The sequence below is a fragment of the Streptomyces pseudovenezuelae genome, from assembly GCF_001513955.1.
Taxonomy (GTDB): Bacteria; Actinomycetota; Actinomycetes; order Streptomycetales; family Streptomycetaceae; genus Streptomyces; species Streptomyces pseudovenezuelae.
Genome location: NZ_KQ948148.1, coordinates 194536 through 218399, shown reverse-complemented (window position 1 = coordinate 218399; position 23864 = coordinate 194536). Strand labels below are relative to the sequence as shown.

Here is a 23864-nt window from a genome sequence, read left to right as displayed (position 1 = left end):
GGTGACAGCGGTGCGAGGGTGCGGACTCGGCAAAGTCGCAGTCGGAGAGCGGCCTCCGTCTTGAAAACAAAGAGTTCGTTCTCTATTTTTTTGGTGCGGGCTCCGAACCGGCGAGGTCCGCCCAGTCCAGAGAAAGGGGAACGCGACATGGTGACGGCGTTTTCCACGGTGGCTCCCGGGCCTGCCGCTCCGCGGGTCCGCACCGGCTCCCCGGACCACCCCGCAGCCGACGCCTTCGACGCCTTCGTCGCGGAGATCTTCGAGCGGCTGCCCCGCGCCGACCAGCGCCGATGGGCCCACGTCTACACCCGGGGCCTGCTGACGACGCCGGGCCGCAAGACGGTACGGCGGCTCGCGGCCTCCGTGTCGGACTCGGCCACCGCGGCCCAGGCCCTGCACCAGTTCGTCAACGCCAGCCCGTGGGACTGGGAGCCGGTCCGGGCGAGGCTGGCCGACTGGGTGGTCCGCAGGTCCGGGCCCCGCGCCCTGCTCCTCGGGACGGCGGTGCTGCCCAAGCGCGGTGACCGTTCCTGCGGGGTGCACCGTCGTTTCGTCCCGCAGGAGGGCCGGACCGTCAACTGCCAGGTCGGCATCGGCGCGTTCCTCGCCGCGGACCGGGCGACGGTCCCCGTCGACTGGCGGCTGCTGCTGCCCGGGCCGTGGTCCGCGGACCCGCAGGTGCGCGACCGGGCCCGGGTTCCCGAGGACGCCGCCGGCACCACGGCCGCCGCCCAGGCGCTGGACCTGGTCGACGGGGTCGATCTGTCCCGCTCCGGCACCGGCCCGGACGACGTGCCGGTCGTCGCCGACCTGGTCGGCTTCGCGGACACCGCGGCGCTGGCGGCCGGGCTCGCGGCCCGGGGGCGCCGCTTCGCCGTGGCCGTACCCGGTGAGCTCGTGGTCCTTGCCGGTGGCGGTGGTCTGTCGGCGCGGGGCGGAGACGGTGTCGGCCCCGGGCGGGCCGCTGTCGGTGTCCCCTTCGTGCGAACTGCCTTGGGGATGACGTCCGTTGGGACCGGTGCCGACGTGCCGCCCGTGCGAACCGGTGTCGGCGCTTCCACGGCGCGGGGCGACGGGGGCGGACTACGGGTGCGCGAGCTCCTCGCCGCCCAGGACGCCCGGCTGCCGGATCGCTTCCCGGGCGCGCCCGTCGTGGCCGTGCGGCTGCCCGGCGTTCCCCTTCCCCTGCTGCTGACCGTGGAGCGCCGGCCGAGCGAGGCCGGCGGTGACCGGTTCTGGCTCACCGACCTCGTGGACCGGCCGGCCCGTGAGACGCCGGCGCTGGCCCGGCTGCACACCGGCGCCGCCGACACCATGCGGCGGCTGGCCGACGACTTCGGGCTGCGCGCCTTCGAAGGGCGCTCGTACCCCGGCTGGCACCACCACATGACGCTGGTGTCCGCCGCCTTCGCCTACGGGGCCCTCGGCCGCGCCGGCACACCCCCCACCCGCCCCGCCCGTGCCTCGCGCGGACCCCAGCCCGCCCGGCCCCCGCGCCGGGCACGGACCCTGACGACACCGACACGAACGGGATGCTCCTGATGGCCCTCCCCAAGGCGTTCTGGCTGCTGTGGTGCGGCCAGACCGTCAGCCGGCTCGGCACGCTCGCCCCCGCCTTCCTCGTCCTCTACCTGGAGCAGAACCACCTCGTCGCCCCCGGCACCACCCCACTCGTCGTCGGGCTCTTCGGCGCCGGAGTGGTGCTGTCCGGACTGGTGGGAGGAGCGGTCGCCGATCTGATCGGCCCGCGCCGCACCATCGTCGCGGCCCAGCCGTTCACCGCCGGCATGGCCCTCCTGTTCGCCGTCGCCGACCATGTGGCCGCGCTGTGCGCGCTGTCGCTGATCACCGGGTTCCTGTCGGCCGTGGACCGGCCCGCCGGCGCCGGACTGATCTCCGCGATCGTGCCCCCGGAACAGTTCTCGAAGGCGTACAGCCTCTTCCTGGTGGGCTTCAACATCGGCATGTCGCTGAGCCCCGTGCTCTCCGGGTTCCTGCTCGAAGTCAGCCCCGGCGCCCTCTTCGTCGTCTGGGCGGTCTCCAGTCTGCTGTACGCGGCCCTGGTGTTCGCGGTGCCCGCCGACCCCCTGCCCCGGACCGCGGACCGGCCCGGCGGAGCGGCCGCCGCCCTCGCATCGGCCGCGCGCGGCATCGCCGAACCCTTCCGCACCCCGGTCCTGGTCGCCTTCCTGCTGCTGACCTTCCTGCTGGCCTGCATCTACCTCCAGGTCAACTCCGCGCTCCCGCTGGACATGCGGGACAGCGGGCTGACCGCCGGGGGCATCGGATTCGTCCTCGCGGTCAACGCGGTGCTGTCCGTCCTGCTGCTGCCGCTCGTGCCCCGGCTCGTCGGCGGGCTGCGCCCGCACATCCCGCTGATCATGGCCGCCGCCTTCATGGCCGTCGGCTTCGGCGCCAACGTCCTGGCCGACGGCATGCTCTCCTTCACGCTCGCCACCGTCGTGTGGACGCTCGGCGAGGTGCTGTGGGCCCCCATGTCCGCCACCTTCATCGCCGACCGGGCGCCCGCCGGGCGCAGTGGCAGCTACCAGGGCTCCTACTTCTTCGCCTGGAACGCGGCGTTCGTCGTCGGCAGCCCGGCCGGCCTCGCCCTGGCCCACGCCCACGGCTACGGGGCCCTGTGGCTGTCCGTCCTCGGCCTCGGATGCGCGGTGACGCTCGGCTTCGCGCTGCTGCCGCGGCTCGCGGGCTTCGCGAAGGCGCCGGCCGCCCCCAGTGACCACCCCGACACCGCAGAACAGCTGACCCGAGAGACAAGGTGAACCGTCATGTCCGCACCCACCCCCCGCACCGCCCTGCTGGTCGGCGCCGCCGGAGGCATCCTCAAGGAGGTCGCGCGCGAGCTCGCCGAAGAGGGCCACACCCTCGTCCTGTTCGACCGTGACGCGGCGGCCGTCCACCGGCTCGCCGAGGAACTGGGCCGGCTCACCAAGGTCGAGGCCGTCGTCGGCGACATCACCGACATCCCCGCGGCCGAAGCCCGGTTGACCGACATCGTCGACCGGTTCGCCCCGTCGATCCTGGTCAACGGCGTCGGCGGCGACACCCGCGTGATCGGCTACGCCGACCTGACCACGGACCACTTCGACCAGACGTTCCTGGAGAACGTCGTCAGCAGCTGGATCGCGGTCAAGGTGTGCGGCCCGCGGATGGCCGCCGACGGCTACGGCCGCATCGTCAACTTCGCCTCCGCGGGCGGCCGTACGTACAGCCACTTCAACAACGCCGCGTACGTCGCCGCCAAGGCCGCCGTGATCGGCATGACCAAGCAGATGGCCTACGAGCTGGCCGGCACCGGCGTGGTGGCCAACGTCGTCGCGCACGGCCCGATCGCGACCGACCGGGTGGCCGGCGCCTTCGAGCGCCGCACCGAGGAGTCCAAGAAGGACGTCATGTCCCGGCTGCCGATGGGGCGTTACGGCACGGTCGCCGAGGCCGTGGGCAGCGTGCTGCACCTCTGCTCCGAGAGCGCCGGCTACTCGACCGGTTCCGTCATCGACATCAACGGCGGCCTCTACATGTGAGCCCGACACATGTAGCCCCGACACATGTAGCCCCGACACATGTAGGCCCGACGCATGTGAGCCCGGCCCCGTCCCGCACCCCGCCCCAGGAGGCACCCATGGCGAAGTTCGTCGTCGAATTCGAGTACAACGTCGACCGCGCGGGCCGGGAGCCCCTGCACCGCGCCCACACCGACTACCTGCGCACCCTCACCGACAGCGGCGTACTCCTGCTCGCCGGCCCGCTCCAGGACACCAACGGCGGCCTGCTGGTCTACGAGGCCGAGGACCGCGAGCGTCTCCAGGACATCCTCGCCGCGGAGCCGTACGTCCAGGGCGGCATCGTCTGCCACGTCCGCGTCCGCCAGTGGGCCCCCGGCAAGGGGACGTGGATCACCGCCGCGCCCCGGCCCTCGGCGGCCTGACTCCGCACCCGCGCCCTCATCTCCGCCCCCACCTGCGCCCTCTCCCCGCCCGTGAACCGGAAGGATCCGACTGACGTGTCCACTACGCCAGTTCCGCAAGACACCGCCCTGCCCCGTGACGCGCTGCACGCCGCCATCGTCGACCCGGCCATGGACTCGATGCGCCTGCTCAGCGAGACGGCGATGCGGTTCCCCGAAGCCCTGTCGTTCTCCTCGGGAGCGCCCCACGACGGCACCCACGACCTCGCGAAGCTCTCGTACTACGTCGACCGGTACGTGACCCACCTGCGGCAGCGGGGCGTGCCCGAACAGCGCATCACCCGGCTGCACTTCCAGTACGGACCCGTCAACGGGTTCATCCAGGACGAGGTCGTCCGCATGCTCGCCCGGGACGAGGACATCGATGTCGCGCCCGAGGCCATCATGATCACGCACGGCTTCCAGGAGGCCGCGCTGGTCGCCCTGCGCGGGCTGTTCCGGTCGCCCGACGACGTGCTGCTGTCCGTGTCCCCGGCGTACGTCGGCATCCGGGGCGCCGCCCGCATGCTCGACATCCCGGTGAAGGGCATCACCGAGGGCCCCGACGGTCTCGAACCCGAGGCCGTGGCCGCCGCCGTACGGGCCGTGCGGGCCGAGGGCAAGCGCCCCGCCGCGCTCTACCTGGTCCCCGACTTCTCCAACCCCTCGGGCACGGTCGTCCCGCTGGAGGCGCGCAGGCGACTGCTCGCGCTGGCCGCCGAGGAGGGGTTCACCATCCTGGAGGACAACCCCTACGGGCTCTTCGCGAGCGACGAGGAGCGGCTGCCGACCCTGAAGTCCCTGGACACCCGCGGCGACGTCGTCTACCTGGGCTCCTTCGCCAAGTCCGCCTTCCCCGGCGCCCGCCTCGGCTACCTGGTCGGTGACCGCGAGGTCGTCGGCGAGGACGGCGTGCGGCGCACCCTCGCCCAGGAACTCTCCAAGGCCAAGGCCATGTTCACGGTCGGCTCGTCCTCGCTGTCCCAGGCGGCGATCGGCGGCATCCTCGTCGACGCCGACCACGACCTGCGCTCCGCCACCCGCGATCTGGCCGCCGTCTACCAGGAACGGCTCGCCGCCACCCTCGACGCCCTCGCCCGGCACTTCCCGCCCGAGCGGTACGCCGAGCACGGGGTGCGCTGGAACCGCCCGCGCGGCGGCTTCTTCCTCGTCGTCGAGGTGCCCTTCGAGGCCGACCTGGTCGCGATGGAACGCTCGGCGCGCGACTACGCGGTCAGCTGGGCGCCGATGAGCATGTTCCACCTGGAGGGCGGCGGCGAACGGGCCCTGCGCCTCGGCTTCAGCAACCTCACCCCGGCCGCGATCCGCGAGGGCATCGCCCGCCTGGCCCGCTTCGTCCGGGCCGAGTCCGCGGTCGGCCCGGTGCTGGAGGCCGAGCCCGGCGACCGGCCCGAGTCCCGGCCGCACGCCCGCCCCGGCTCACTTCCCGGCTCCCTCGCCGCGTCCCTGCCCGAGTTCGTGCCCGCATCGGAGGCCCACGCATGAGCACCGCGTCCCCCACGGACGGCCCGCGCCGCGTCGCGGTCGTCGTCGACGGCTACTCCGCCGGCAACTTCTACCCCGCCGCGTTCGCCGCGCACGGTACGGCCGTCGTCCACGTCCAGAGCACCCCGGAGCTGATCCCGGCGATGGCCCCGCCGGATCTCACCGCGTACGACGACACCGTCCTCGCCACCGACGAGGCCGAACTCGTCGAGGTGCTGCGCGGCCTGGACCCGGTGTGCGTGATCGCCGGCCAGGAGTCGTCCGTGCCGCTCGCCGACCGGCTGAGCGAGGCGGTCGGTGTCCCGTCCAACGGCTCGGCGCTGTCCCCGGCCCGCCGGGACAAGTACGAGATGACCGAGACACTGCGGCGGGCCGGCGTGCGCTGCGTGGAGCAGTTCAAGACCGACGACCCGGACGCCGCGGTGGCCTGGGCCGAGGAGCACGGCAGCTACCCGGTCGTCGTCAAGCCGCTCAGCTCGGCCGCCTCCGACGGCGTCGTCGTCTGCGCGGACCCCGACGCGGTCCGCGCCGCCGCGCGGGGCGTCCTCGACGCCCCGAACATGTTCGGCGTCACCAACACCGAGATCCTCGTGCAGTCCTACCTCAAGGGCACCGAGTACATCGTCGACACCGTCAGCAGCGGCGGCGAGCGCTATGTGTGCGGGGTCTGGGAGTACGAGAAGACGCTGCTGCCGTCCGGCAAGAACATCTACAACCGCGACCTGCTCGCCGACCCGGCCGGCAACCCGGTCGTCGCCGCGCTCACAGCGTACGTCGACGAGGTCCTCGCCGCTCTCGGCGTCGCCTGGGGACCGGCCCACGCCGAGGTCATCGTCACCGACGAGGGCCCCGTCCTGGTCGAGATCGGCACCCGCCTCAACGGCAACATCAGCGCCCCCTTCCACGACGTGTGCCTGGGCCACAACCAGGCGGCGCTCACCGCGCAGGCGTACGTCCGCCCCGAGGAGTTCCGCGCGCGGTACGGCGGCCGGACGTACACCAGGCTCCAGCCGGCCGTCGTCTACAACACCCCGACCGAGCTCGACGGCGTCGTGGAGTCCGTGGACGAGACGGCCGTGACGGAGATCCGCTCCCTGGAGAGCGTCTTCTCCGCGACGGTCAAGCTCACGCCCGGCGCCCGGATCAGGCCCACCGTCGACCTGCTGACCACACCCCTGCGGGTGTACCTCACGGCACCGGACGAGGCCACGCTCACGGCGGGCTACGAGAAGGTCCGCGCGCTGAAGGACTCGGTGTACCGGGTCGCCTGACGCCCCCTCTCCTCTTCTTCTCCCTTCTCTCATCTTCGTTCTCTCAGGAGGCTCATCGTGCACAGCCGTATCGGTCTGTTCCTGTCCCCCGTCCACGAGACCGGCCAGGACCCGAACCTGGCGATACGCCGGAACCTGGACCTCGTCGAGTACGTCGACGACCTCAACTTCGACGAGGCGTGGTTCGGTGAGCACCACACGCTGGGCTGGGGCCTGGTCGGGGCGCCCGAGACCCTGATCGCCGCCGCCTCGCAGCGCACCCGCCAGATCAAGCTGGCCCACGGTGTCGTACCCCTGTCCGGCCACCACCCCTTCCACGTGGCGAGCCGGGCCGTCCACCTCGACCATCTGACCCGCGGCCGGTACATCCTGGGCGTCGGCCCCGGCGTGCCCTTCGACGCGAAGATGTTCGGCCTGGAGCAGCCGGTGCAGCGCCGCCGCCTGGAGGAGGCGCTGCCGACGGTCCTGGAACTCGTCAACGGCGAGGAGCGCATCACCCAGCAGACCGACTGGTACGACCTGCGCGACGCCAAGCTCCAGCTGCCGCGCTTCTCCCCGCAGGGCATCGAGGTGGCCGTGGCGACCTCCGGCACCTCGCAGTCGAGCCCGCGCCTGATCGGCCAGTACGGGCTGAGCATGACGTCCTTCGCGCTGCCCTTCGCCCTGCTGACGCCGGGTGCGCCCGCGCACATCAACCTCGCCCACCAGTGGAAGTACGCGGAGGAGTCGGCCGCCGAGCACGGCCAGACCCTGGACCGCGACAAGTGGCGCATCGCCCTGCCGGTGCACGTGGCCGAGACCCGCGAGGAGGCCTACGCGGATGTCCGCGAGGGCTACGACCGCTGGCTGTTCGAGTACTTCGGCAAGGCGGCCGGCCGCGAGGTGCTCAGCCCGGACGTCCCGCGGGAGAGGGCCCTGGAGGCCCGCGTGGAGGCCGGGGGCGCGCTCGTCGGCTCCGTGGACGACGTGGTCGCCGGCATCGAGCGCCTGCAGGAGATCACCGGCGGCTTCGGCACCCTGCTCGTCTACGTCGCCGACTGGACGTCGTGGGAGAAGACCAACCGCAGCATGGAACTGCTGGCCCGCTATGTCTCCCCGCGCCTCACGGGTTCCGCCGCCCGGCCGCAGGAGGCGGTGGACTTCGCGATCGCGAGCCGCAAGGGCTAGACCTGGTCCGGCCGTTGTGGGGTTCGGTTGTGTGGGGGCGGCCGGGAGTTGCGGATTCCGGCGAAATCCGGGCCCGGGGGCCGGTGGGAGGAGCCGGTGGACCTCGTCGTCGGAGGCCCTTGGGCAGGCCTTGCGCAGAATCTCCCGGCATCGGCCTTTGTCCGGCGGCGGAGGTCCCCGCGATCGGGGCTCCACGCCGGAGCTGAGGCCGGTCGGCGGTGGCGCCGGACCTCGCGACCACCGCCCGCCCATGGGCACGCCTCGTGCACCAACTCGTGGCATGCGAACGCCCCTGAGGCCATCGACCGGCGGCGGGGGGTGCCGTCCGGCCCACAGTGAGGCCCCGCCGAGACCGGATCCGGCCGGATCCGGCCGGAGGCGGAGGAGGACCTCGCCGTCGGCCGCCCCCATCCCGGAACCCCGAAGCGCCCCCATCCCGGACCCCGCACCCCCGACGCCCCGCAAGTCATCCCGCTCCACCCTGCCCCACCCACCCCACCCCGCCCCACGCCACGCACGCCCGGCCGGTCCGCCCGGGCGTCCCGTCCGAACGGAAAGAACTCATGCTGGAGCAACGCTCGTTCCGCGACATACTCGGCCGGTTCACCACCGGAGTGGTCCTGATCACGGCCGACACAGCAGACGGTCCCAAGGGCATGGCGGTCAACTCCTTCACCTCCGTCTCCCTGACCCCGCCGCTGGTCGCCCTGTGTGCCGCGGACACCTCGTCCACCTGGCCGGCCATCCGCGAGGCCGGCCACTTCGCCGTGACGATCCTCGGCGACGGGCACGCGGAGCTGTGCAGGCTGTTCAGCACCAAGGGCGCCGACCGTTTCGCGGGCGACAACTGGTCGACGACCCGGGCCGGGCACCCGATCCCCGCCGACGGACTGGGCTGGCTGGACTGCCGTATCAGCGCGGTCCACCGGGCCGGCGACCACGAACTGGTCATCGCCGAGGCCCTGGAGGGCGCCCTGACGGACCAGGCGGGACCGCTGGTGTTCCACGCGGGCCGCTTCACGGCGCTGGCGGCGGCCTGAGGAACGGCTGCGGGGCGGGCGGTCGGGCAGGGCCGGGCCCTCGTAGTCCAGGCAGTCGCAGTCGCAGTCGCAGTCGCAGCCCAGCCCGGTCTGGCCCGGCCCTCAGGCCTGGTGGGGTCAACTTCGCTGAGACCGCGCCGATCCGCAGCCCGGCACGAGTCACCGCACCCGTTCCCCCCGCCCCACCCGTTCCACCCGCCCCACCTCACACAGCCTGTCGCTGCTCGTAGCCGCCCGACGCCACCGGCCCGCTCCACCGGCCCGAAGCCACCGCCGCCTTCGCTCCGGCAGGACCGGTCGGCCTCATCCGGCCCGGCCCGTCCGGCACCTCACCGGTACGCCGTGCCCTGGCGTCGACGCCCATGAGAAAGGCAACCCGCGTGTCCCCGACCGACCCCACACCCACCCTTCCCCTTCCCCCGGAGGCCAGGGCCGAGACCGACCTCGACCGGGACCTGGACTTCGTCCGGACCGCTCCGCGCCACCTCGTGGCCCGCAGCGCGGTGGCCGAGGTACTGATCACGGACTGGCGGCAACTGGGCCCCGACACCTTCCGGTTGGGCGCGCAGTGGCCACGCGGCCACCACTTCTACGCACCCGTCGCCGGCACCTGGTACGACCCGTTGCTCGCCGCGGAGTCGCTGCGCCAGGCGTCCGTCCTGGTGGGCCAGGCGTACTACGGAGTTCCGGCCGATCATCACTTCACCATTGCCGAACTGGAGTTCGAGGTGGTGCCCGGCGCCCTGCTCCTGGGCGCCCGTCCCGCCGAGATGCGCCTGGACTTCACGGCGACGGACGTACGGCGCAGCGGCGACACCCTGACCGGCCTCACCCTGGAGGCGGACCTGCTGCGCGGAGGCGACTTCGCCGGCGCGGGGCGTCTGACCCTGCATGTGTCGGACCGTCGCGACCCCGCCGCGGGGGAGGGCGGCGGGTACCCGCCCCTGCCCGACCCCGTCCCGCCCGCGATCGTGGGCCGTCTGGACGAACACGACGTGGTGCTCGGTGTCCCCGGCTCGGCCGCCGAGCGCCGGGGCCTGAACTGGGAACTGCGGATCGACCCCGGCCACCCGGTGCTCTTCGACCACCCGACGGCCGACGTCCCCGGCATGGTCCTCCTGGAGGCCGCCCGCCAGGCCGTCCAGGCGGCCTGCGCCCCCTACCGCGTCCTCCCCGTCGAACTGCGCAGCGCCTTCCACCACCCCGTGGCCCTGGCCACCCCCTGCCACATCTCCGCGACCAGACTCCCCACCGGGTCCGCGAGCGAGGACGCCGCCCTCCGAATCACCGCCTGGCAATCCGACCACCTCGCCTTCGACAGCCTCGTGGTGGCGGCCCTGTGCGGCTGACCTTCTGTCTCCGACCAGGGCGCGCGGATGTACCCGTCCGGACTGACAAGGGACCGCGGCGAGACCCGGGCCGGTCTCGCCGGTAGTCAGGCTGCCGTCGCCGAAGGCGGCGAGGTGGGTGGTGGCCGTCGGGTGGACCTGCACAGGAGCGGTGGTTACGCGCCTGAACCTGCCTGCCCGGCTGATGGGACGGCACGGTCGGGAGGGCTGCGCCGCGCGACGCGGGTGGGAGCCGCGGAACGGCGCTTCGTCCCAGGGGTTCGGGGGAGCACCAAGAGGTGGCCGTCTGGGCGAGATTCCAAGATCTTCTCCCAGACTTTTCCAAGCAGGACTCAGAAACCGCTCAGGGGCCCGACCCGCGATGCGGATCAGGCCCCTGACCTGGTGTTTCACTGTCGGGGTGGCGGGATTTGAACCCACGACCTCTTCGTCCCGAACGAAGCGCGCTGCCAAGCTGCGCTACACCCCGATCGTCGCTGCTCGTCGCGGCGACGTCGTTTACTTTAGCCCACCGGTGGCTGGAGACGAAATCCGGTTTTGGCGCGGTGGCGGGTGGGGTTCGGGCGGGCGTGGTCGAGGGCGACCAGGAGGATCGCGAGGGCGTAGAAGGAGAGGCCGAGGAGGAGGGCGTTGCCGAGGACGTTCTTGTAGCCGTGGAGGTCGACGTCCAGGAAGGGGTACAGGTAGCGGCCGGTCGTGCCCGGTGGGATCAGTTCGCCTCGGGTGAAGGAGAACAGCAGGTACGCCAGGGGGTAGAGCAGCCAGGTCGCCGCCTGGCGCAGGTGCAGGCGGCCGGGGGGTGTCAGCAGGAGCCAGTCCGCCAGTGCCGCCGCGGGGATCGCCGTGTGCATGAGGTGGGCGGTCACCGCGTGCCAGCCCGTCGGGTTCGCCGCGTCGCCGGTCAGGAGGAAGGGGCTCGCCGCGTTCGCCAGCAGCACGTGGTGCACCAGGGCTGTGATCGTGACGTAGAGGAGGGCCGCGCCCGTGAGGGCGGACGGGAGGGGGCGGCGGGCGGTCCAGGCTCTGCGGGCCGACAGCAGGAACACCAGCGTCAGCAGGATCGTGCTCTGGACCGAGAAATAGCTCAGGGTGCGGACCGTGCTGCTCAGGAGCAGTTCGACGGTCACGGCCCCCGCGCCCACCAGTGCCACCAGCACCCGGTAGGCGGCGGCGACGGGATGGCGTACGGGAGCCACCACCGCCGTGGCGGGGACGGGCGAGGGCAGGAATCGGGGCATGCCCGGGAGGGCTGGGAGGTCCGGGATGTCCCTCGGTATCGGCGCGGTCATGCCCTCACGTTAGGCATATCCGGCAAAAGGGGCGATGCGGGCGGGCCGAGTGGGTTACCGCCGCTGCCTGGGCGCGGCCTACGGCCCTCCTGCTCCCGCTCCTCCGCTCAGGGCCCGGTGCGCCCCGCCCCTACCCCCTGCTCACCAGCGTCAGCAACGTCACTTCCGGCGGGCACGCGAACCGCACCGGCGTGTAGCGGCTGGTGCCGCAGCCCGCCGACACGTGCAGGTACGACGTCCTGCCCTCCGCCGTATGCCGGGACAGCCCCTTTACCCGGTCGGTGTCCAGGTCGCAGTTGGTGACCAAGGCGCCGTAGAAGGGGAGGCAGAGCTGGCCGCCGTGGGTGTGGCCGGCCAGGATCAAGGGGTAGTCGTCGGCGGCGAACGCGTCCAGGACGCGCAGGTACGGGGCGTGCACGACGCCCATCGAGAAGTCCGCCGCGCCCGACGGGCCGCCGGCCACCTCGTCGTAGCGGTCCCGCTTGATGTGCGGGTCGTCCACGCCGGTCAGCTCCACCGACACGCCCTCGATCTTGAGCATGCCCCGCGTGTTCGTGAGGTTCTGCCAGCCCGCCGCGTCGAAACCGTCCCGCAGGTTCTCCCACGGGTTGTGGATGACACCCAGGGCGCGGGCGTTGCCGTTCAGGCCGTGGCGGCCCTGGGCCTTCTCGAGCAGGTAGCGGGCAGGGTTGCGGAACGTGGGGCCGTAGTAGTCGTTGGAGCCGAAGACGTACGCGCCCGGGAACTCCATCAGCGGGCCCAGCGCGTCCAGGACCTCCGGGACGCCCTCCGGGTCCGAGAGGTTGTCGCCCGTGTTGATCACGAAGTCGGGGCGCAGGCCCGCCAGTGAGCGCAGCCACCGCTGCTTCTTGCGCTGGCCGCCGACCATGTGGATGTCGGAGACCTGCAGGACCCGCAGGGGGCGCATACCGGGCGGCAGGACAGGGACCGTCACTCGTCGCAGCCGGAAGGAACGGGCTTCGAAACCCGCCGAGTAGACCAGACCGGCGGCGCCAACCGCCGCGATTCCCAGGGGAACTCCGTATCGCGAGCGCATGCCTCCATCGTGTCAGATCGCCAGCGCATCCTTGACCGGGCGCTCGCGGTCCCGTGACGCCCGCCCTGACCACCCGCTCGACCCCTCCAGTTAATGCACGGGCACCCCGCCTCCCACACCTGCGACAATCACCCCTATGACCACGCTCAAGTCGAAGCTGCAGGAAGACCTCAACGCCGCGATCAAGGGGCGCGACGAGCTGCGCTCCTCGACGCTCCGGATGACGCTCGCCGCGATCACCAATGAGGAGGTCGCGGGCAAGGAGAAGCGCGAGCTCTCCGACGCCGAGGTGCTGAAGGTGATCACCAAGGAGGCGAAGAAGCGTCGCGAGGCGGCGGACGCCTTCGCCCAGGGTGGTCGCGCGGAGTCCGCCGAGCGGGAGAAGGCGGAGGGCGTGGTCCTTGCCGAGTACCTGCCCCAGCAGCTCAGCGATGAGGAGCTGAACGACATCGTCGCCCAGGCCGTCGAGGAGGCGAAGGCGGCAGGCGCCGAGGGGCCCCGAGCCATGGGCGCCGTGATGAAGATCGTGAACCCGAAGGTGGCCGGCCTGGCCGAGGGCGGCCGGGTAGCCGCGGCCGTGAAGAAGCGCCTGGCAGGCTGAGCGGCTGGCGCATGGTGTCGCCGGAGGCCGGTGGGCGGTTGTCGAGGCCGCCCACCGGCCTCATGTGCTTTCTTCGACAGAGTGATCGGCGCGGTCGGCGCGGCCGCGTCACGCGGCCGGGTGCGACAGCTCGTCAGTTGGGCCGGTCGCCCGTCAACCCCGTCGGCCTGTCAGTACCAAGGGGTGCAGCGGGTGTCCCCGTCCGAGGTGTCCACGCAGGCCCGCATTTCGTGGGTCGAGGGGTTGTAGTACATCGGGGTGCGTGTGTAGTAGTAGTTCGTCCCGGAGGGCACCTTCGCAGTCCATCCGGACGCGCCGCCCTTCTTCTCGCCGAGGCGCCAGTAGCAGGTCGAGTGGTCCTTGGTGCAGCGCTGGACGTAGACCGACCAGTCCTGCTCGTTGGAACCGCTGATGTACCACAGGCGGCCCCAGCTGTACTGGTCCCCGTCAGTCTTTCCCCATCTCAGCTCGTACTGGAACGAGCCTCCGGCATCGATGGGGCCGTACGTGCTGACTGGGCCCGACTGCCAGGTCTGGACGTTCGGGTCGTGTCCGTCACAGCCGAAGCCGGAACAGCTGGCGGCGTAGGCCGAGCTGGGTAGCGAGACCACGAGGGCGATCGAGCTGAGCAGGGCGCCGAACAGAACGCCGAGCCGGGACGTCAATTTCACGGTTCTCCCTATGGTCGATGCTGGAGGGGCGGTGCGGTGATACGTGTGACGGCGCCTCAGGCAGCCGTACGCTGCTGGAGGCGTCGGAGATTCTCGGCAGCCTTGCGCCGACCGGTGGCCAGGACGTCGACAGGTGCGCCCGCGCCTTCGCCCGGGGTGGCCTGCCAGGTGCGGATCTTGTTGGCCACTGCGGCGAGTCGGGCATCGCCGGGCTTGACGTCGATGTAGAAGAGCGACTCGTCCGCGTGCCGGTCGTCGCCGCTCCAGCGGACGACGCCGTCGAGCTCGGCGAGGATGTCGCGGACCACCACGAGCTGCGTGGGGAAGAAGCCGCCCTTCGTGCCGGACGGGTAGAAGCCCGGGCGGATCTGTACGGCGGTGCCGGACGCCTGGTTGCCCTCGGGCAGTCCCTTGCGGACGGTGCCGGGACTGCGCCAGCCGATCACGTCCCCCTTGCGGAGTTCGCCGATCTCGTAGTGGAACCGGCGCACCACATGGACCAGAACCGTTTCGACGTCTCCCGTGCGGACGCTGATACCGGTCAACGGGGTACCGGGGACGGGACGGCTGGAGATGCTTCCGCCGCCGTCCTCGGTCTTCTCCATCTCCCAGCCGTTGGAACTCGGCTTGCCCGTATGTACCCGCGTCCGGTTCTTCTGAAAGCGACGGTACGCCTCTCTGATCTCTTCACCTGTGGGCGTCCTGGAGTGGGAGTTGTCGGCGGCGTAGGCAGGTGTGGCGAGCAGGGCGGAGCCGGGCAGGGTGATCAGAGCCGCGGTACCGACCAGCGCACTCGTCCGCGCGAGCAGGGTGCGACGGGACACGTCAGGGATTGTCATGAGTTCCGTTTCTGTTGGGACGGCACGACGTTGTCGCGTTTGAAGTCGTCGCGGGTGATCCCCGATGCCACGCCCGTGATCAGGCCCAGGCCGACGAGCCCGCTGAGTGCAGGGTTGATCCATGGCGGGATGGCGGCGGTGTAGCTTCCGCCTTCGCTGATGCGGCAGGTGAAGCGAAGGGGGATGTAGCTCGCTTCGTAGCCGTCGACCGTGCTCGCTCTCGCTTCTCCGCCCGCCGCGACGCATGCCTGTCGCATGTTCATGTCTTCCATGAAGAGCACGTGGAGGGCCCCCCACATGTACACGCAGATGGCTGCGCAGACGCTCAGGATGCAGCCTGCCCGAAGCCACAATCGGTGCCCTGGCGGGCGCTGTTCGCGCCGCGCGACGGACGAGCCCAGATATCCGATCAGGCTGATGACTACGACGACTCCGATCAGCAGGATGAAGAGCAGGGCGATCGAGTTGAATCCGTCGGCTGATTCGGAGGCTTGTGGAGGGAGGTGTTGGCTCACCGCACCATCCTGTTGTACTTCTCGAAGATGTAGTACAGCGGCATCCGCTTGGTGGCGTCGGTGAAAGCCGGTTCCGCCGGCCCCTGGTAACGGCGCAGCACCTCGTAGATCTCGGACTCCGTGTAGTCGAGTGCGGGGCGGCGTTCCATCCGCGTCTCCGCGTCGCCGCCTGGCTTGCCGTCGGCAGCCCAGATGTGGGCGTGACCGACGCTGGTGAGGGCGAAGTCGTTGTCCGTGCGGAGCTTGTCCCAGACGCTGAAGACGTCCGCGTCCTTGCTCGTGTCCTTCACGGTTCCGGTGACCAGACCCGTGTTGATGGAGTTGTTCCAGGCACAGATCGCTGCGAAGCCGAACATCTGGGCCACACCGGTGCTGCTGTCACGGAGGGCGGTGACTCCAGGGAGGTCCTTGGCCCAGTCCGGGACGTAGCCGTTGTGGTACAGCCACACCCCGGCGTCCTTGACCAGATCTTCGTTGCCGTAGTGGCGGAACTCCCAGAACGCCGTGGTCTGGATGAGTGCCTTGCGCATGCCATAGGCCCGGGCCGTGTTGGTCACCGCGGTGTCTCGCGCGACGATCGTTTCCAGGCACTGGGTGGTGGTGTACAGCTTCCCGTTGTCCTCGGCGAAGCCGATGGACTCCATGTAGGCCTGGACGTCTGCGAGGAGTTGAGGCCAGTACGCAGTGTCGAATATGACGTCGGCCGTCTGGGACGAGGGCGGGTTGAAGGAGTTCTGGCCGATGTCGCGGCCGGAGGCGATGTTGTTGTCGATGTTGATGGCGCCGTCGCCGGAGCCGACGGTGCGCGTGACGATCTGGTCGTATGCCCAGTCCGTCGGCAGTGGATAGCCGAAGTTGCCGGAGAATCCCGACGACATGTCGGAGACGAACGAAGCGGACGTGTGTCCGGCCTCACCGACCCGGGTGCACACGTTGCGCGGACCGTAGACGCCCACTGCGAAGTCGTTGCCGTTGGCGGCCATCGCGTCTTCGATGCCCTTGAAGTACGGCAGTACGTTGTCGGTCACCTGGTAGTCGAGAGCATCGAAGTCGACCGCGAAGAAGATCCGGGTGCCGGCCTTGAACCCGTGGTCGCGGGCGGCGTTGACGGCTGCCTGCCCGTCGGCCCGCCCTGAGGGGTAGCTGAATCCTGACGCGTCCCGGCCGTAGGTCTGATAGATCGGGAAACAGCGCAGCCCGTTGTCGGCGATCGTCTGTAGTTCACCGGGCTGGATTGCCTTGTGCTTCAGGCTGTCAGGCGGCGTCGCGTCCGGGTTGGTCAGGTAGCGGCCGACATAAGTGATGCCCTGTGACTTCAGCGTCTGGGCGCGCGCCGCGGTGATCAGGGTGACGCCGTCACAGGCCGAGCCCCGGCGGTTCTGGTCGCCGTAGGAGACCAGCAGCGAGGCCCAGGTGGAAAAGTCGCCACTCCCCGAGACGGGCAGCTTGACGAACGATTGAAAGGCACTGACCGCGGAGGCCAGTGCGGAGGTGAAGCTGCTGGTGAAGGAGATCGGCCGTTGATTGAGCACCATGCCCGCGGAGAACAGTTGCACCCACACCCCGGAGGAGCCGGTGGACAGGGTGTGCTCCTTCAGGCCGGCTTGCGTGCCGGGGCCGAAGACGCCGTTGGCGACGCCGTCTGCCATGCCCAGCTCGTACTGGATGGCGAACAGCATCGACTTGGCCACGTCCCGCGAGTGGTGTCCGTCGCAGGGGATGGCGTAGTAGTCCTTGCGCAGGATGTACTTGCCGTTCAGCCACTGCTGAATCGTGCGGATGGTGTCCGACCCACCGTTGACCGTGACGTAGGCGTCCATGTTGAACAGGCCCTTGGTCGTCTTCGGCCACAGTGCGCTGCCCGGATACGTACCGCCCACGCCCATGTTCTGGTGCAGCTTCGCGACAGCGGCCTTGACTCGGTCGTTGTACGTGCCGTCGATGTCGCCGCCGTCATAGCCCTTGCAGTACAGAGCGGACTGGATGACGCGGCAGAAGTTCGCCGACGGAATCGTCGTCTCGTCCAGCTTGCCGTACTTCTCCCCGATCGTGGCCAGGGTCGTCGGACCGAAAGAATCAGAGAGACTGGTGATGCCCATCTCGTACTGGAGCGCTCGGGTCAGGGCGTACATCACGGTCCAGCTGGTTTGACCGTTCTCCACCAGCTTGGATATGCCGAGTGTCGCACCGTTGTTGTACGTCGTGTTCACAAATTTCTGGGCACGCAGAACCATCTCGTCGGCCACGGAACTCCTCTTGATGTCCAGGGTGATACGGGACGGTTCCGGTGGAAGCCGCCGTCGCTGAAGGTGGATAGAGGAAAGGAAGGCGTCTGCTCCGGCAGGGTCGATGCGGACGCATCCGGCGTCGTGCGCGCCGGTGTGGTCAACAGCTTCTAGCCGCCACTGCTGTTGATGAGGTTGCCGCTCTCCGTCAACCCGGATGCAGTCCACCGCACGTCCACAGATGCCCCCTCGCCGGCCCGCGCGCTACCCGGCTGGTCACACCGGAGCGTCACTCGTCAGCAGATGTTTGCATAGCGCAACGCGATGTGGTCAAGTCCTTTACATCGCCGAACAGACCCATACATTCCGTTTGCGAAGCCATTCGTGACGCCATGGTGTCCAGGTCGATGCGAAGAGTGTGCCCAACCTTCAACGCCCCCCGGATGTCCGCGCGTTGCCCAGCGGCCCATGCGTGAAACCTTGATCTGCGCGGTGGTCGAGCCGAGTTTGCTGCAGCCGGGGTGGAGACGACATGAGCGGGGCACATGGGATCAGGGCCTGTCCTCGCCCTCGGCCGAGCGCACACAAAACCCCGGCGCTACGAATCCGCAGCGCCACGGTGTCACGGCCGTCGGATCGTCTGCGCGGTGTCTTCAGGCACGCTCCCCACCGAGCGTCTCACTGGACGCGGAGCGCTGTGGACGCGACGCTCGGCGGGGTGCGCAGATCGGCGGGAGGGCGCTTGTCGCGTACCGGACCCGTCGAGGGGTCACGCGAGTCCCGGGGCGGCCGAATCAGCCGCGCCCGCCCCCATTGCCGTTCCCGTTGTTCGCGCCCTGGATGAAGCCCTCCGGGATGGAGAAGCTCGGCGTCGGGAAGGTGGTGTTGCCGTCGTTGCCGCCGTCGTTCCCACCGTTGTCGTTGCCGCCGTTGTCGTTACCGCGGTTGTCGCCGTTGTCACCGTCGTCGCCCTTGCCGGGGTCTTCCTTCTTCGGCATGTTCGGGATGTAGACGGTGGTGAACCGCGGGGCGTCCTTGCCCTCCAGCGCGCCGCTCATCATGTCGCGCCAGATCGGGCCGGGGACCTTGCCACCGAACACCTTGTCGTACCCGACGCCGCCGATGGTGATGTTCTGCATCTTGCGCTTGTGGGCGGGGTCGCCGACCCAGACCGCGCCGGCCATGTTCGGCGTGTAGCCCACGAACCAGGCCGCGTAGCGCTCGTCGGTCGTACCCGTCTTGCCCGCGCTGTCACGGCTGGGGCCGAGGCCCGCCTCGGAGCCCGTGCCGTCCTCGACCACGCCCTTGAGGAGCGTGTTGATGGTGTCGGCGGTGTTCTCCGACATCGCCCGCGAGCAGGTCGACTTCGGGACCTGGAGGGACTTCGACTTCTCGCCGGCCCGCTGGGTGATCGACTCGATGGCGATCGGGGTGCAGTACATGCCACGCGAGGCGAAGGTCGCGTACGCGTTCGCCATGGTCAGCGGCGACACCTCCTGGGTGCCCAGGGCGATCGACGGCCGCTGCTGGATCTTGTCGCCGTCGGCGCGCTCGACACCCATCTTCCCGGCCATCTCCGTCACCGGGCAGATGCCGATGTCGCTGATCAACGACACGTAGTAGGTGTTGACCGACTTCGCGGTCGCCGTCTTCATGTCGTACGGGCCGACCTCGGACTCGTTCTCGTTGGTGACCGAGACGCCCTTCTCGTTCCAGACGTTGCCGTTGCACGCCTGGACCGGGGCCGGGTAGTCCATTTTGTACGGTGAAGGGTAGATCTGCGTCGCCGGCTTGCCGCCCTCTATGGCGGCCGCCGCCACGATCGGCTTGAACGTCGAACCGGGCTGGTAGCCCGCTCCGCCGCCCATGGCCTGGTCGACCGAGAGGTTGAGCGTCGTCTCGTTCTTCTTGTTGTTGATGCCGTACGGCCGCGACTGGCCCATCGCGAGGATCTTGCCGGTGCCGGGCTGGACGATGGTCGCGGCGGTGGCCACGTCGTCGTCCTGGTAGACGTGCTCCTTGATGGAGTTCTGGGCCGACTTCTGGGCCTGCGGGTCCATCGTGGTCCGGATCGTCAGACCGCCCTGGTTCCAGATCTTGGCGCGGGCCTCCTGGGTCTTGCCGAAGACCGGGTCGGTGAGGAAGACCTCACGGACGTAGTCGCAGAAGAAGCCGGCGCCCTTGACCGCCGTGATGCAGCCGTTCTTCGACTTGCTCACCTTGAGGCCCAGCGGCTGCTCCTTGGCCTTGTCGGCCTCCGCCTGGGAGACGTCACCCACCTCGGCCATGCGCTGGAGCACGGTGTTGCGCCGCTTGGTCGCCTCGGCCTCGTCGTTGACCGGGTCGTAGCGGCTCGGGGACTGGACGATGCCCGCGAGCAGCGCCGACTGCTCCAGGGTGAGGTCCTTGGCGTGCTTGGAGAAGTAGCGCTGGGAGGCGGCCTCGACGCCGTACGCCTGCTGGCCGAAGAAGGTGATGTTCAGGTAGTTCTCGAGGATCTTCTTCTTGCCGAGTTCCTCTTCGAGCTGGATCGCGTACTTCAGCTCGCGGATCTTGCGGCCGAGGGTCTGCTGGGTGGCCTGGGCGACCTTCGTCGGGTCGTCACCGGCCTCCTCCACCGCGACGTTCTTCACGAGCTGCTGCGTCAGCGTGGAGGCGCCCTGGGCCACCCCGCCGCTCTGGGCGTTCTTGTTGAGCGCGCGCAGGACGCCCTTCAGGTCGACCGCGCCGTGCTGGTAGAAGCGGGAGTCCTCGATCGCGACGATCGCCTTCTGCATGTACGGCGAGATGTTCTTGAGGTCGACCACCGTACGGTCGCGCGAGTACACCGTGGCGATGGTGCCGCCCTCGCTGTCGAGGATCGTGGTGCGCTGGCTCAGCGGCGGGGTCTTCAGGTTGGTCGGGAGTTCGTCGAAACTCTCCACCGACCCCTTGGCCGCGAGCCCCAGCGCGCCGGCCGCGGGCAGCGCGATGCCGGCCATCACCGCTCCCGCGAGGACACTGACACCGAGGAACTTGGCGGCCTGCTGCGTGGGCGACAGACCGCCGCCCGAGCGCTTCTTCGACATAGGGGCAGCCTAATCCGTACTCATGAGCGTTCAGAGGGAGCCCGTGTCACGGCATGGCGACGGAAGCGGGCACGACCGTGTTGGAGCGGGCATGGCGACAGGAGCGCCCTACCTTCTCATTCGCCGGACACGCGCACAGGCGTTGGCCTAAGCTGCTCTCAACTGTCACAGCAGTAGGGCCACGTATCAATACGTCCGGCGACCCCGAATCGTTCCGGAGGTTCCCCGACTTTTTTGGTGGGGACGTGTCCGAATCCGCCTCGTGTGTCATCAGGTGCCCGTTGTGACGCAAGACAAGTGTCCTGGTTTGCCGGGATAGTCATGTATGTCGCGGGCTCACTCCCCCGGGTGATCTGCCGCTTACGCATAGTCCGTTCGGGCCATTCAAGATTGGGCCCGAAGGGGGTGTTGCGCTGTGCCTGCCTTCCGTAACGTCCTCAACTGGCGGCGGTGAATATGCCGCTGCCGCCGTGGGGGAGCCTCGATTCGGGAGAGGACGGCGCCGGTATGGGCTGGGTAGTCGACTGGAGTGCGCAGGCGGCCTGCCGCACTACCGATCCGGATGAACTGTTCGTTCAAGGAGCAGCGCAGAACCGGGCGAAGGCAGTGTGCACCGGATGTCCGGTGCGCACGGAGTGCCTCGCCGATGCGCTGGACAACCGCGTCGAGTTCGGCGTGTGGGGAGGCATGACAGAGCGCGAGCGCCGCGCACTGCTGCGCCGGAGGCCGACCGTCACTTCGTGGCGCAGGCTGCTGGAGACCGCGCGCACGGAGTACGAGAGGGGCGTCGGCATCCTGCCCCTCGAGGACGACGAGCTCTACGAGAACTACGCGGCGGTGAGCTGAGGCGCCGGTGAGCTGCTGACGGGGACGGTGAGCTGAGGGGGACACCCCTCAGGTCAGTCCACGTCAGGTCGGTCCACGGCGGTCTCGGGCAGCTCCGGTCGCCCGGCCGCGAGCCGGTTTCCGATGTCCCGCAGCCCCGCGAGGTCGTGCACATCGCCGGGCAGCGCGGCCACTTCGGCCACCGCCACCTCGGGGTGGAGCGCGGTGAAGCGGTCACGTGTGCGTTGCTCGCGGGAGAGCAGTTGCATACGGTCGGCGTGCAGCTTCAGCAGGCCTGCGGTGAGCTGGTCGACGGACCGGTCGGCGGGGTCGGCGGACCGCCCCTTCTCCGTGCGCTCCGAGCTCGGGTTCTTCGGGTCGGCGGGGGAGCCTTCGTCAGGAGCCGGTGCCTCGGAAGCGGGAGATTCTGAACTGCCGTACGTGTCGGGAGAGTTACGAAGTCCAGCTTTCCCGCCCTCCTGATCGACAATGCGGGGCTCTTCAAGATTTTCCACGGCCTCGAGATTTTCCGCGGCGGCGAGCGCCCGCTCGGCCGAGAGCCGGTCGGCGCCGCTGCCGTGGACCCGGTTGAGCACCAGGCCGGCGAGCGGCATGCGCTCCGCGGCCAGCCGCTCCACGAAGTACGCGGCCTCGCGCAGCGCGTCCCGCTCCGGGGCCGCGACCACCAGGAACGCCGTCCCGGGCGCCTGGAGCAGCTTGTACGTCGCGTCCGCGCGGGTGCGGAACCCGCCGAAGGTGGTGTCCATCGCGGCTACGAACGTCTGGACGTCCTTGAGGAGTTGACCGCCCAGCAGTTTGCCGAGGGTGCCGGTCATCATCGACATCCCGACGTTCAGGAACTTCATCCCCGCCCGGCCGCCGAGCTTGGCCGGGGCGGTGAGCAGCCGGATGAGCCTCCCGTCCAGGAACGATCCCAGCCGCTTCGGCGCGTCCAGGAAGTCGAGGGCGGAGCGGGACGGAGGCGTGTCGACGACGATCAGGTCCCACTCGTCCCGGGCCCGCAGCTGCCCGAGCTTCTCCATCGCCATGTACTCCTGCGTGCCCGCGAAGCCCGCCGAGAGCGACTGGTAGAAGGGGTTGCTCAGGATCGCGGCCGCCCGCTCGGCGTCCGCGTGCGCCTCGACGATCTCGTCGAAGGTGCGCTTCATGTCCAGCATCATCGCGTGCAGCTCGCCGCTCGCGGAGTCGTCGAGGCCCTTGACCCGGCGCGGGACGTTGTCCAGCGAGTCGATGCCCATCGACTGGGCGAGCCGGCGGGCCGGGTCGATGGTGAGGACGACGACCTTGCGGCCCCGCTCGGCGGCGCGCAGGCCGAGGGCCGCCGCGGTCGTGGTCTTGCCGACGCCGCCCGAGCCGCAGCACACCACGATGCGGGTGCCCGGATCGTCGATCAGCGGATCGAGATCGAGCACGGGGGCGGGCGAAAGACGGCGGTGCCGGTCGTGCGCGTCGGCGTCCGGGCTCATGACATCCCCTGCTTCCGCAGCTCGGTGGCCAGTTCGTACAGACCCGCCAGGTCCATGCCCTCGGTCAGCAAGGGCAGTTCGTGCAACGGCAGCCCCAGTTCGCCGAGGACCGAGCGCTGTTCGTGCTCCAGCGCGTACCGCTCGGCGTACTCCTCGGCCTGCTGGACCAGCGGGTCGACCAGCTTCTCGGCGTTGCCCCCGCGGCGGGCGCCGCCGAGTCCGGCCGAGGACAGTGCCTTCGCCACGGCTGAACGCGGCGTGGTCCGTACGAGTTCCAGGTCCGCGCCGTCCAACACCTCCGGGCGCACCATGTTCACGACTATCCGGCCCACGGGCAGGTGGGCGGCCCGCAGTTCGGCGATGCCGTCCGCGGTCTCCTGGACGGGCATCTCCTCCAGGAGCGTCACCAGGTGGACGGCGGTCTCCTTGGACTTCAGCACCCGCATCACGGCCTGCGCCTGATTGTGTATCGGGCCGATCTTGGCCAGTCCCGCGACCTCGTCGTTGACGTTCAGGAAGCGGGTGATACGGCCGGTGGGGGGCGCGTCCATCACGACGTAGTCGTAGACGAAGCGGCCGGACTTGACCTTGCGGCGGACCGCCTCGCACGCCTTGCCCGTCAGAAGGACGTCTCTGAGGCCGGGCGCGATGGTGGTCGCGAAGTCGATCGCGCCGAGCTTCTTCAGGGCGCGTCCCGCTCCGCCGAGTTTGTAGAACATCTGGAGGTAGTCCAGAAGGGCCAGTTCGGGGTCTATGGCCAGTGCGTACACCTCCCCGCCCCCTGGAGCGACGGCGATCTTCCGCTCCTCATAGGGCAGCGCCTCCGTTTCGAAGAGCTGCGCGATTCCCTGGCGACCCTCCACCTCGACGAGAAGCGTCCGCTTCCCCTCGGTGGCGAGGGCCAGCGCGAGGGCTGCGGCGACCGTGGTCTTTCCGGTCCCGCCCTTGCCGCTGACGACCTGGAGCCTGCTCACGTATTCGAGCGTA

20 protein-coding genes and 1 tRNA gene are annotated in these 23864 nt (G+C 69.9%); 11 read left to right on the top strand and 10 right to left on the bottom strand.

Annotated features, from left to right (window positions below; translation table 11 throughout):
- The first annotated feature begins 150 nt into the window (after positions 1-150).
- The 9 genes from AQI94_RS21400 (at position 151) to AQI94_RS21360 (ending at position 10300) form a co-directional block, all read left to right on the top strand.
- Positions 151-1542 (top strand): IS701 family transposase, encoded by a 1392-nt coding sequence (locus AQI94_RS21400; protein ID WP_455712803.1) that lies wholly within the window; start codon positions 151-153, stop codon positions 1540-1542.
- Positions 1542-2783 carry an MFS transporter gene (locus tag AQI94_RS21395; protein ID WP_199814359.1) on the top strand — a complete coding sequence of 414 codons (1242 nt, stop codon included), beginning with the start codon at positions 1542-1544 and terminating at the stop codon, positions 2781-2783. The genes AQI94_RS21400 and AQI94_RS21395 overlap by 1 nt, the downstream gene beginning before the upstream one ends.
- A 6-nt stretch (positions 2784-2789) precedes the next feature.
- A complete protein-coding gene (locus AQI94_RS21390) occupies positions 2790-3545 on the top strand; it encodes an SDR family NAD(P)-dependent oxidoreductase (RefSeq protein WP_031052524.1) in 756 nt (251 codons plus the stop codon).
- 98 nt (positions 3546-3643) lie between these two features.
- Complete coding sequence (locus tag AQI94_RS21385; protein ID WP_031052522.1) at positions 3644-3949, top strand: YciI family protein; 306 nt, start codon at positions 3644-3646, stop codon at positions 3947-3949.
- Positions 3950-4024: 75 nt separating this feature from the next.
- Positions 4025-5473, top strand: coding sequence for an aminotransferase-like domain-containing protein (locus AQI94_RS21380; RefSeq protein ID WP_225890234.1), 1449 nt, complete (start codon positions 4025-4027; stop codon positions 5471-5473).
- Positions 5470-6744, top strand: a complete 1275-nt coding sequence (locus tag AQI94_RS21375) for an ATP-grasp domain-containing protein (RefSeq protein WP_031043180.1) — start codon at positions 5470-5472, stop codon at positions 6742-6744. Before AQI94_RS21380 ends, AQI94_RS21375 begins: the two co-directional genes overlap by 4 nt.
- Before the next feature lie 57 nt (positions 6745-6801).
- The gene (locus AQI94_RS21370; protein ID WP_031043184.1) at positions 6802-7911 is read left to right on the top strand and encodes an LLM class flavin-dependent oxidoreductase; all 1110 of its coding nucleotides are present in this window, start codon (positions 6802-6804) and stop codon (positions 7909-7911) included.
- A gap of 563 nt (positions 7912-8474) precedes the next feature.
- The gene (locus AQI94_RS21365) at positions 8475-8951 is read left to right on the top strand and encodes a flavin reductase family protein (protein WP_037942027.1); all 477 of its coding nucleotides are present in this window, start codon (positions 8475-8477) and stop codon (positions 8949-8951) included.
- 380 nt (positions 8952-9331) lie between these two features.
- Positions 9332-10300 (top strand): ScbA/BarX family gamma-butyrolactone biosynthesis protein, encoded by a 969-nt coding sequence (locus AQI94_RS21360; protein WP_051832074.1) that lies wholly within the window; start codon positions 9332-9334, stop codon positions 10298-10300.
- A 395-nt stretch (positions 10301-10695) separates the two neighbouring features.
- Here AQI94_RS21360 and AQI94_RS21355 read toward each other — a convergent pair.
- The 3 genes from AQI94_RS21355 to AQI94_RS21345 form a co-directional block, all read right to left on the bottom strand.
- Positions 10696-10769: transfer RNA gene (locus AQI94_RS21355), tRNA-Pro, on the bottom strand.
- 34 nt (positions 10770-10803) lie between these two features.
- Positions 10804-11589 carry a Pr6Pr family membrane protein gene (locus tag AQI94_RS21350; protein ID WP_031043188.1) on the bottom strand — a complete coding sequence of 262 codons (786 nt, stop codon included), beginning with the start codon at positions 11587-11589 and terminating at the stop codon, positions 10804-10806.
- A 130-nt stretch (positions 11590-11719) separates the two neighbouring features.
- Positions 11720-12646, bottom strand: coding sequence for a metallophosphoesterase (locus AQI94_RS21345; protein ID WP_031043191.1), 927 nt, complete (start codon positions 12644-12646; stop codon positions 11720-11722).
- A gap of 136 nt (positions 12647-12782) precedes the next feature.
- Here AQI94_RS21345 and AQI94_RS21340 point away from each other — a divergent pair, with 136 nt between their 5' ends.
- A complete protein-coding gene (locus AQI94_RS21340; protein ID WP_031043196.1) occupies positions 12783-13247 on the top strand; it encodes a GatB/YqeY domain-containing protein in 465 nt (154 codons plus the stop codon).
- A 170-nt stretch (positions 13248-13417) separates the two neighbouring features.
- Here AQI94_RS21340 and AQI94_RS21335 read toward each other — a convergent pair whose 3' ends face one another.
- The 5 genes from AQI94_RS21335 to AQI94_RS21315 form a co-directional block, all read right to left on the bottom strand.
- The gene (locus AQI94_RS21335; protein ID WP_031043198.1) at positions 13418-13918 is read right to left on the bottom strand and encodes a hypothetical protein; all 501 of its coding nucleotides are present in this window, start codon (positions 13916-13918) and stop codon (positions 13418-13420) included.
- Positions 13919-13974: 56 nt separating this feature from the next.
- Positions 13975-14757: a hypothetical protein gene (locus tag AQI94_RS21330; RefSeq protein ID WP_031043200.1), complete on the bottom strand. Its 783-nt coding sequence runs from the start codon at positions 14755-14757 to the stop codon at positions 13975-13977.
- Complete coding sequence (locus AQI94_RS21325; RefSeq protein WP_051832076.1) at positions 14754-15272, bottom strand: hypothetical protein; 519 nt, start codon at positions 15270-15272, stop codon at positions 14754-14756. The genes AQI94_RS21330 and AQI94_RS21325 overlap by 4 nt, the downstream gene beginning before the upstream one ends.
- Positions 15269-17518 carry a glycoside hydrolase domain-containing protein gene (locus AQI94_RS21320; RefSeq protein WP_031043206.1) on the bottom strand — a complete coding sequence of 750 codons (2250 nt, stop codon included), beginning with the start codon at positions 17516-17518 and terminating at the stop codon, positions 15269-15271. Before AQI94_RS21320 ends, AQI94_RS21325 begins: the two co-directional genes overlap by 4 nt.
- A 773-nt stretch (positions 17519-18291) precedes the next feature.
- Complete coding sequence (locus AQI94_RS21315) at positions 18292-20565, bottom strand: transglycosylase domain-containing protein (protein ID WP_031043208.1); 2274 nt, start codon at positions 20563-20565, stop codon at positions 18292-18294.
- Positions 20566-21072: 507 nt separating this feature from the next.
- Between AQI94_RS21315 and wblA the strand changes: the two genes are divergently transcribed.
- Positions 21073-21411 carry a transcriptional regulator WblA gene (wblA, locus tag AQI94_RS21310; RefSeq protein ID WP_031043210.1) on the top strand — a complete coding sequence of 113 codons (339 nt, stop codon included), beginning with the start codon at positions 21073-21075 and terminating at the stop codon, positions 21409-21411.
- Between the two features lie 53 nt (positions 21412-21464).
- Here the strand turns inward: wblA and AQI94_RS21305 are convergent, their stop codons facing one another.
- Together AQI94_RS21305 and AQI94_RS21300 are read right to left on the bottom strand one after the other, a co-directional pair.
- A complete protein-coding gene (locus tag AQI94_RS21305; RefSeq protein ID WP_031043212.1) occupies positions 21465-22877 on the bottom strand; it encodes an ArsA family ATPase in 1413 nt (470 codons plus the stop codon).
- Positions 22874-23851 carry an ArsA family ATPase gene (locus AQI94_RS21300; RefSeq protein WP_031043214.1) on the bottom strand — a complete coding sequence of 326 codons (978 nt, stop codon included), beginning with the start codon at positions 23849-23851 and terminating at the stop codon, positions 22874-22876. The genes AQI94_RS21305 and AQI94_RS21300 overlap by 4 nt, the downstream gene beginning before the upstream one ends.
- Positions 23852-23864: the final 13 nt, after the last annotated feature.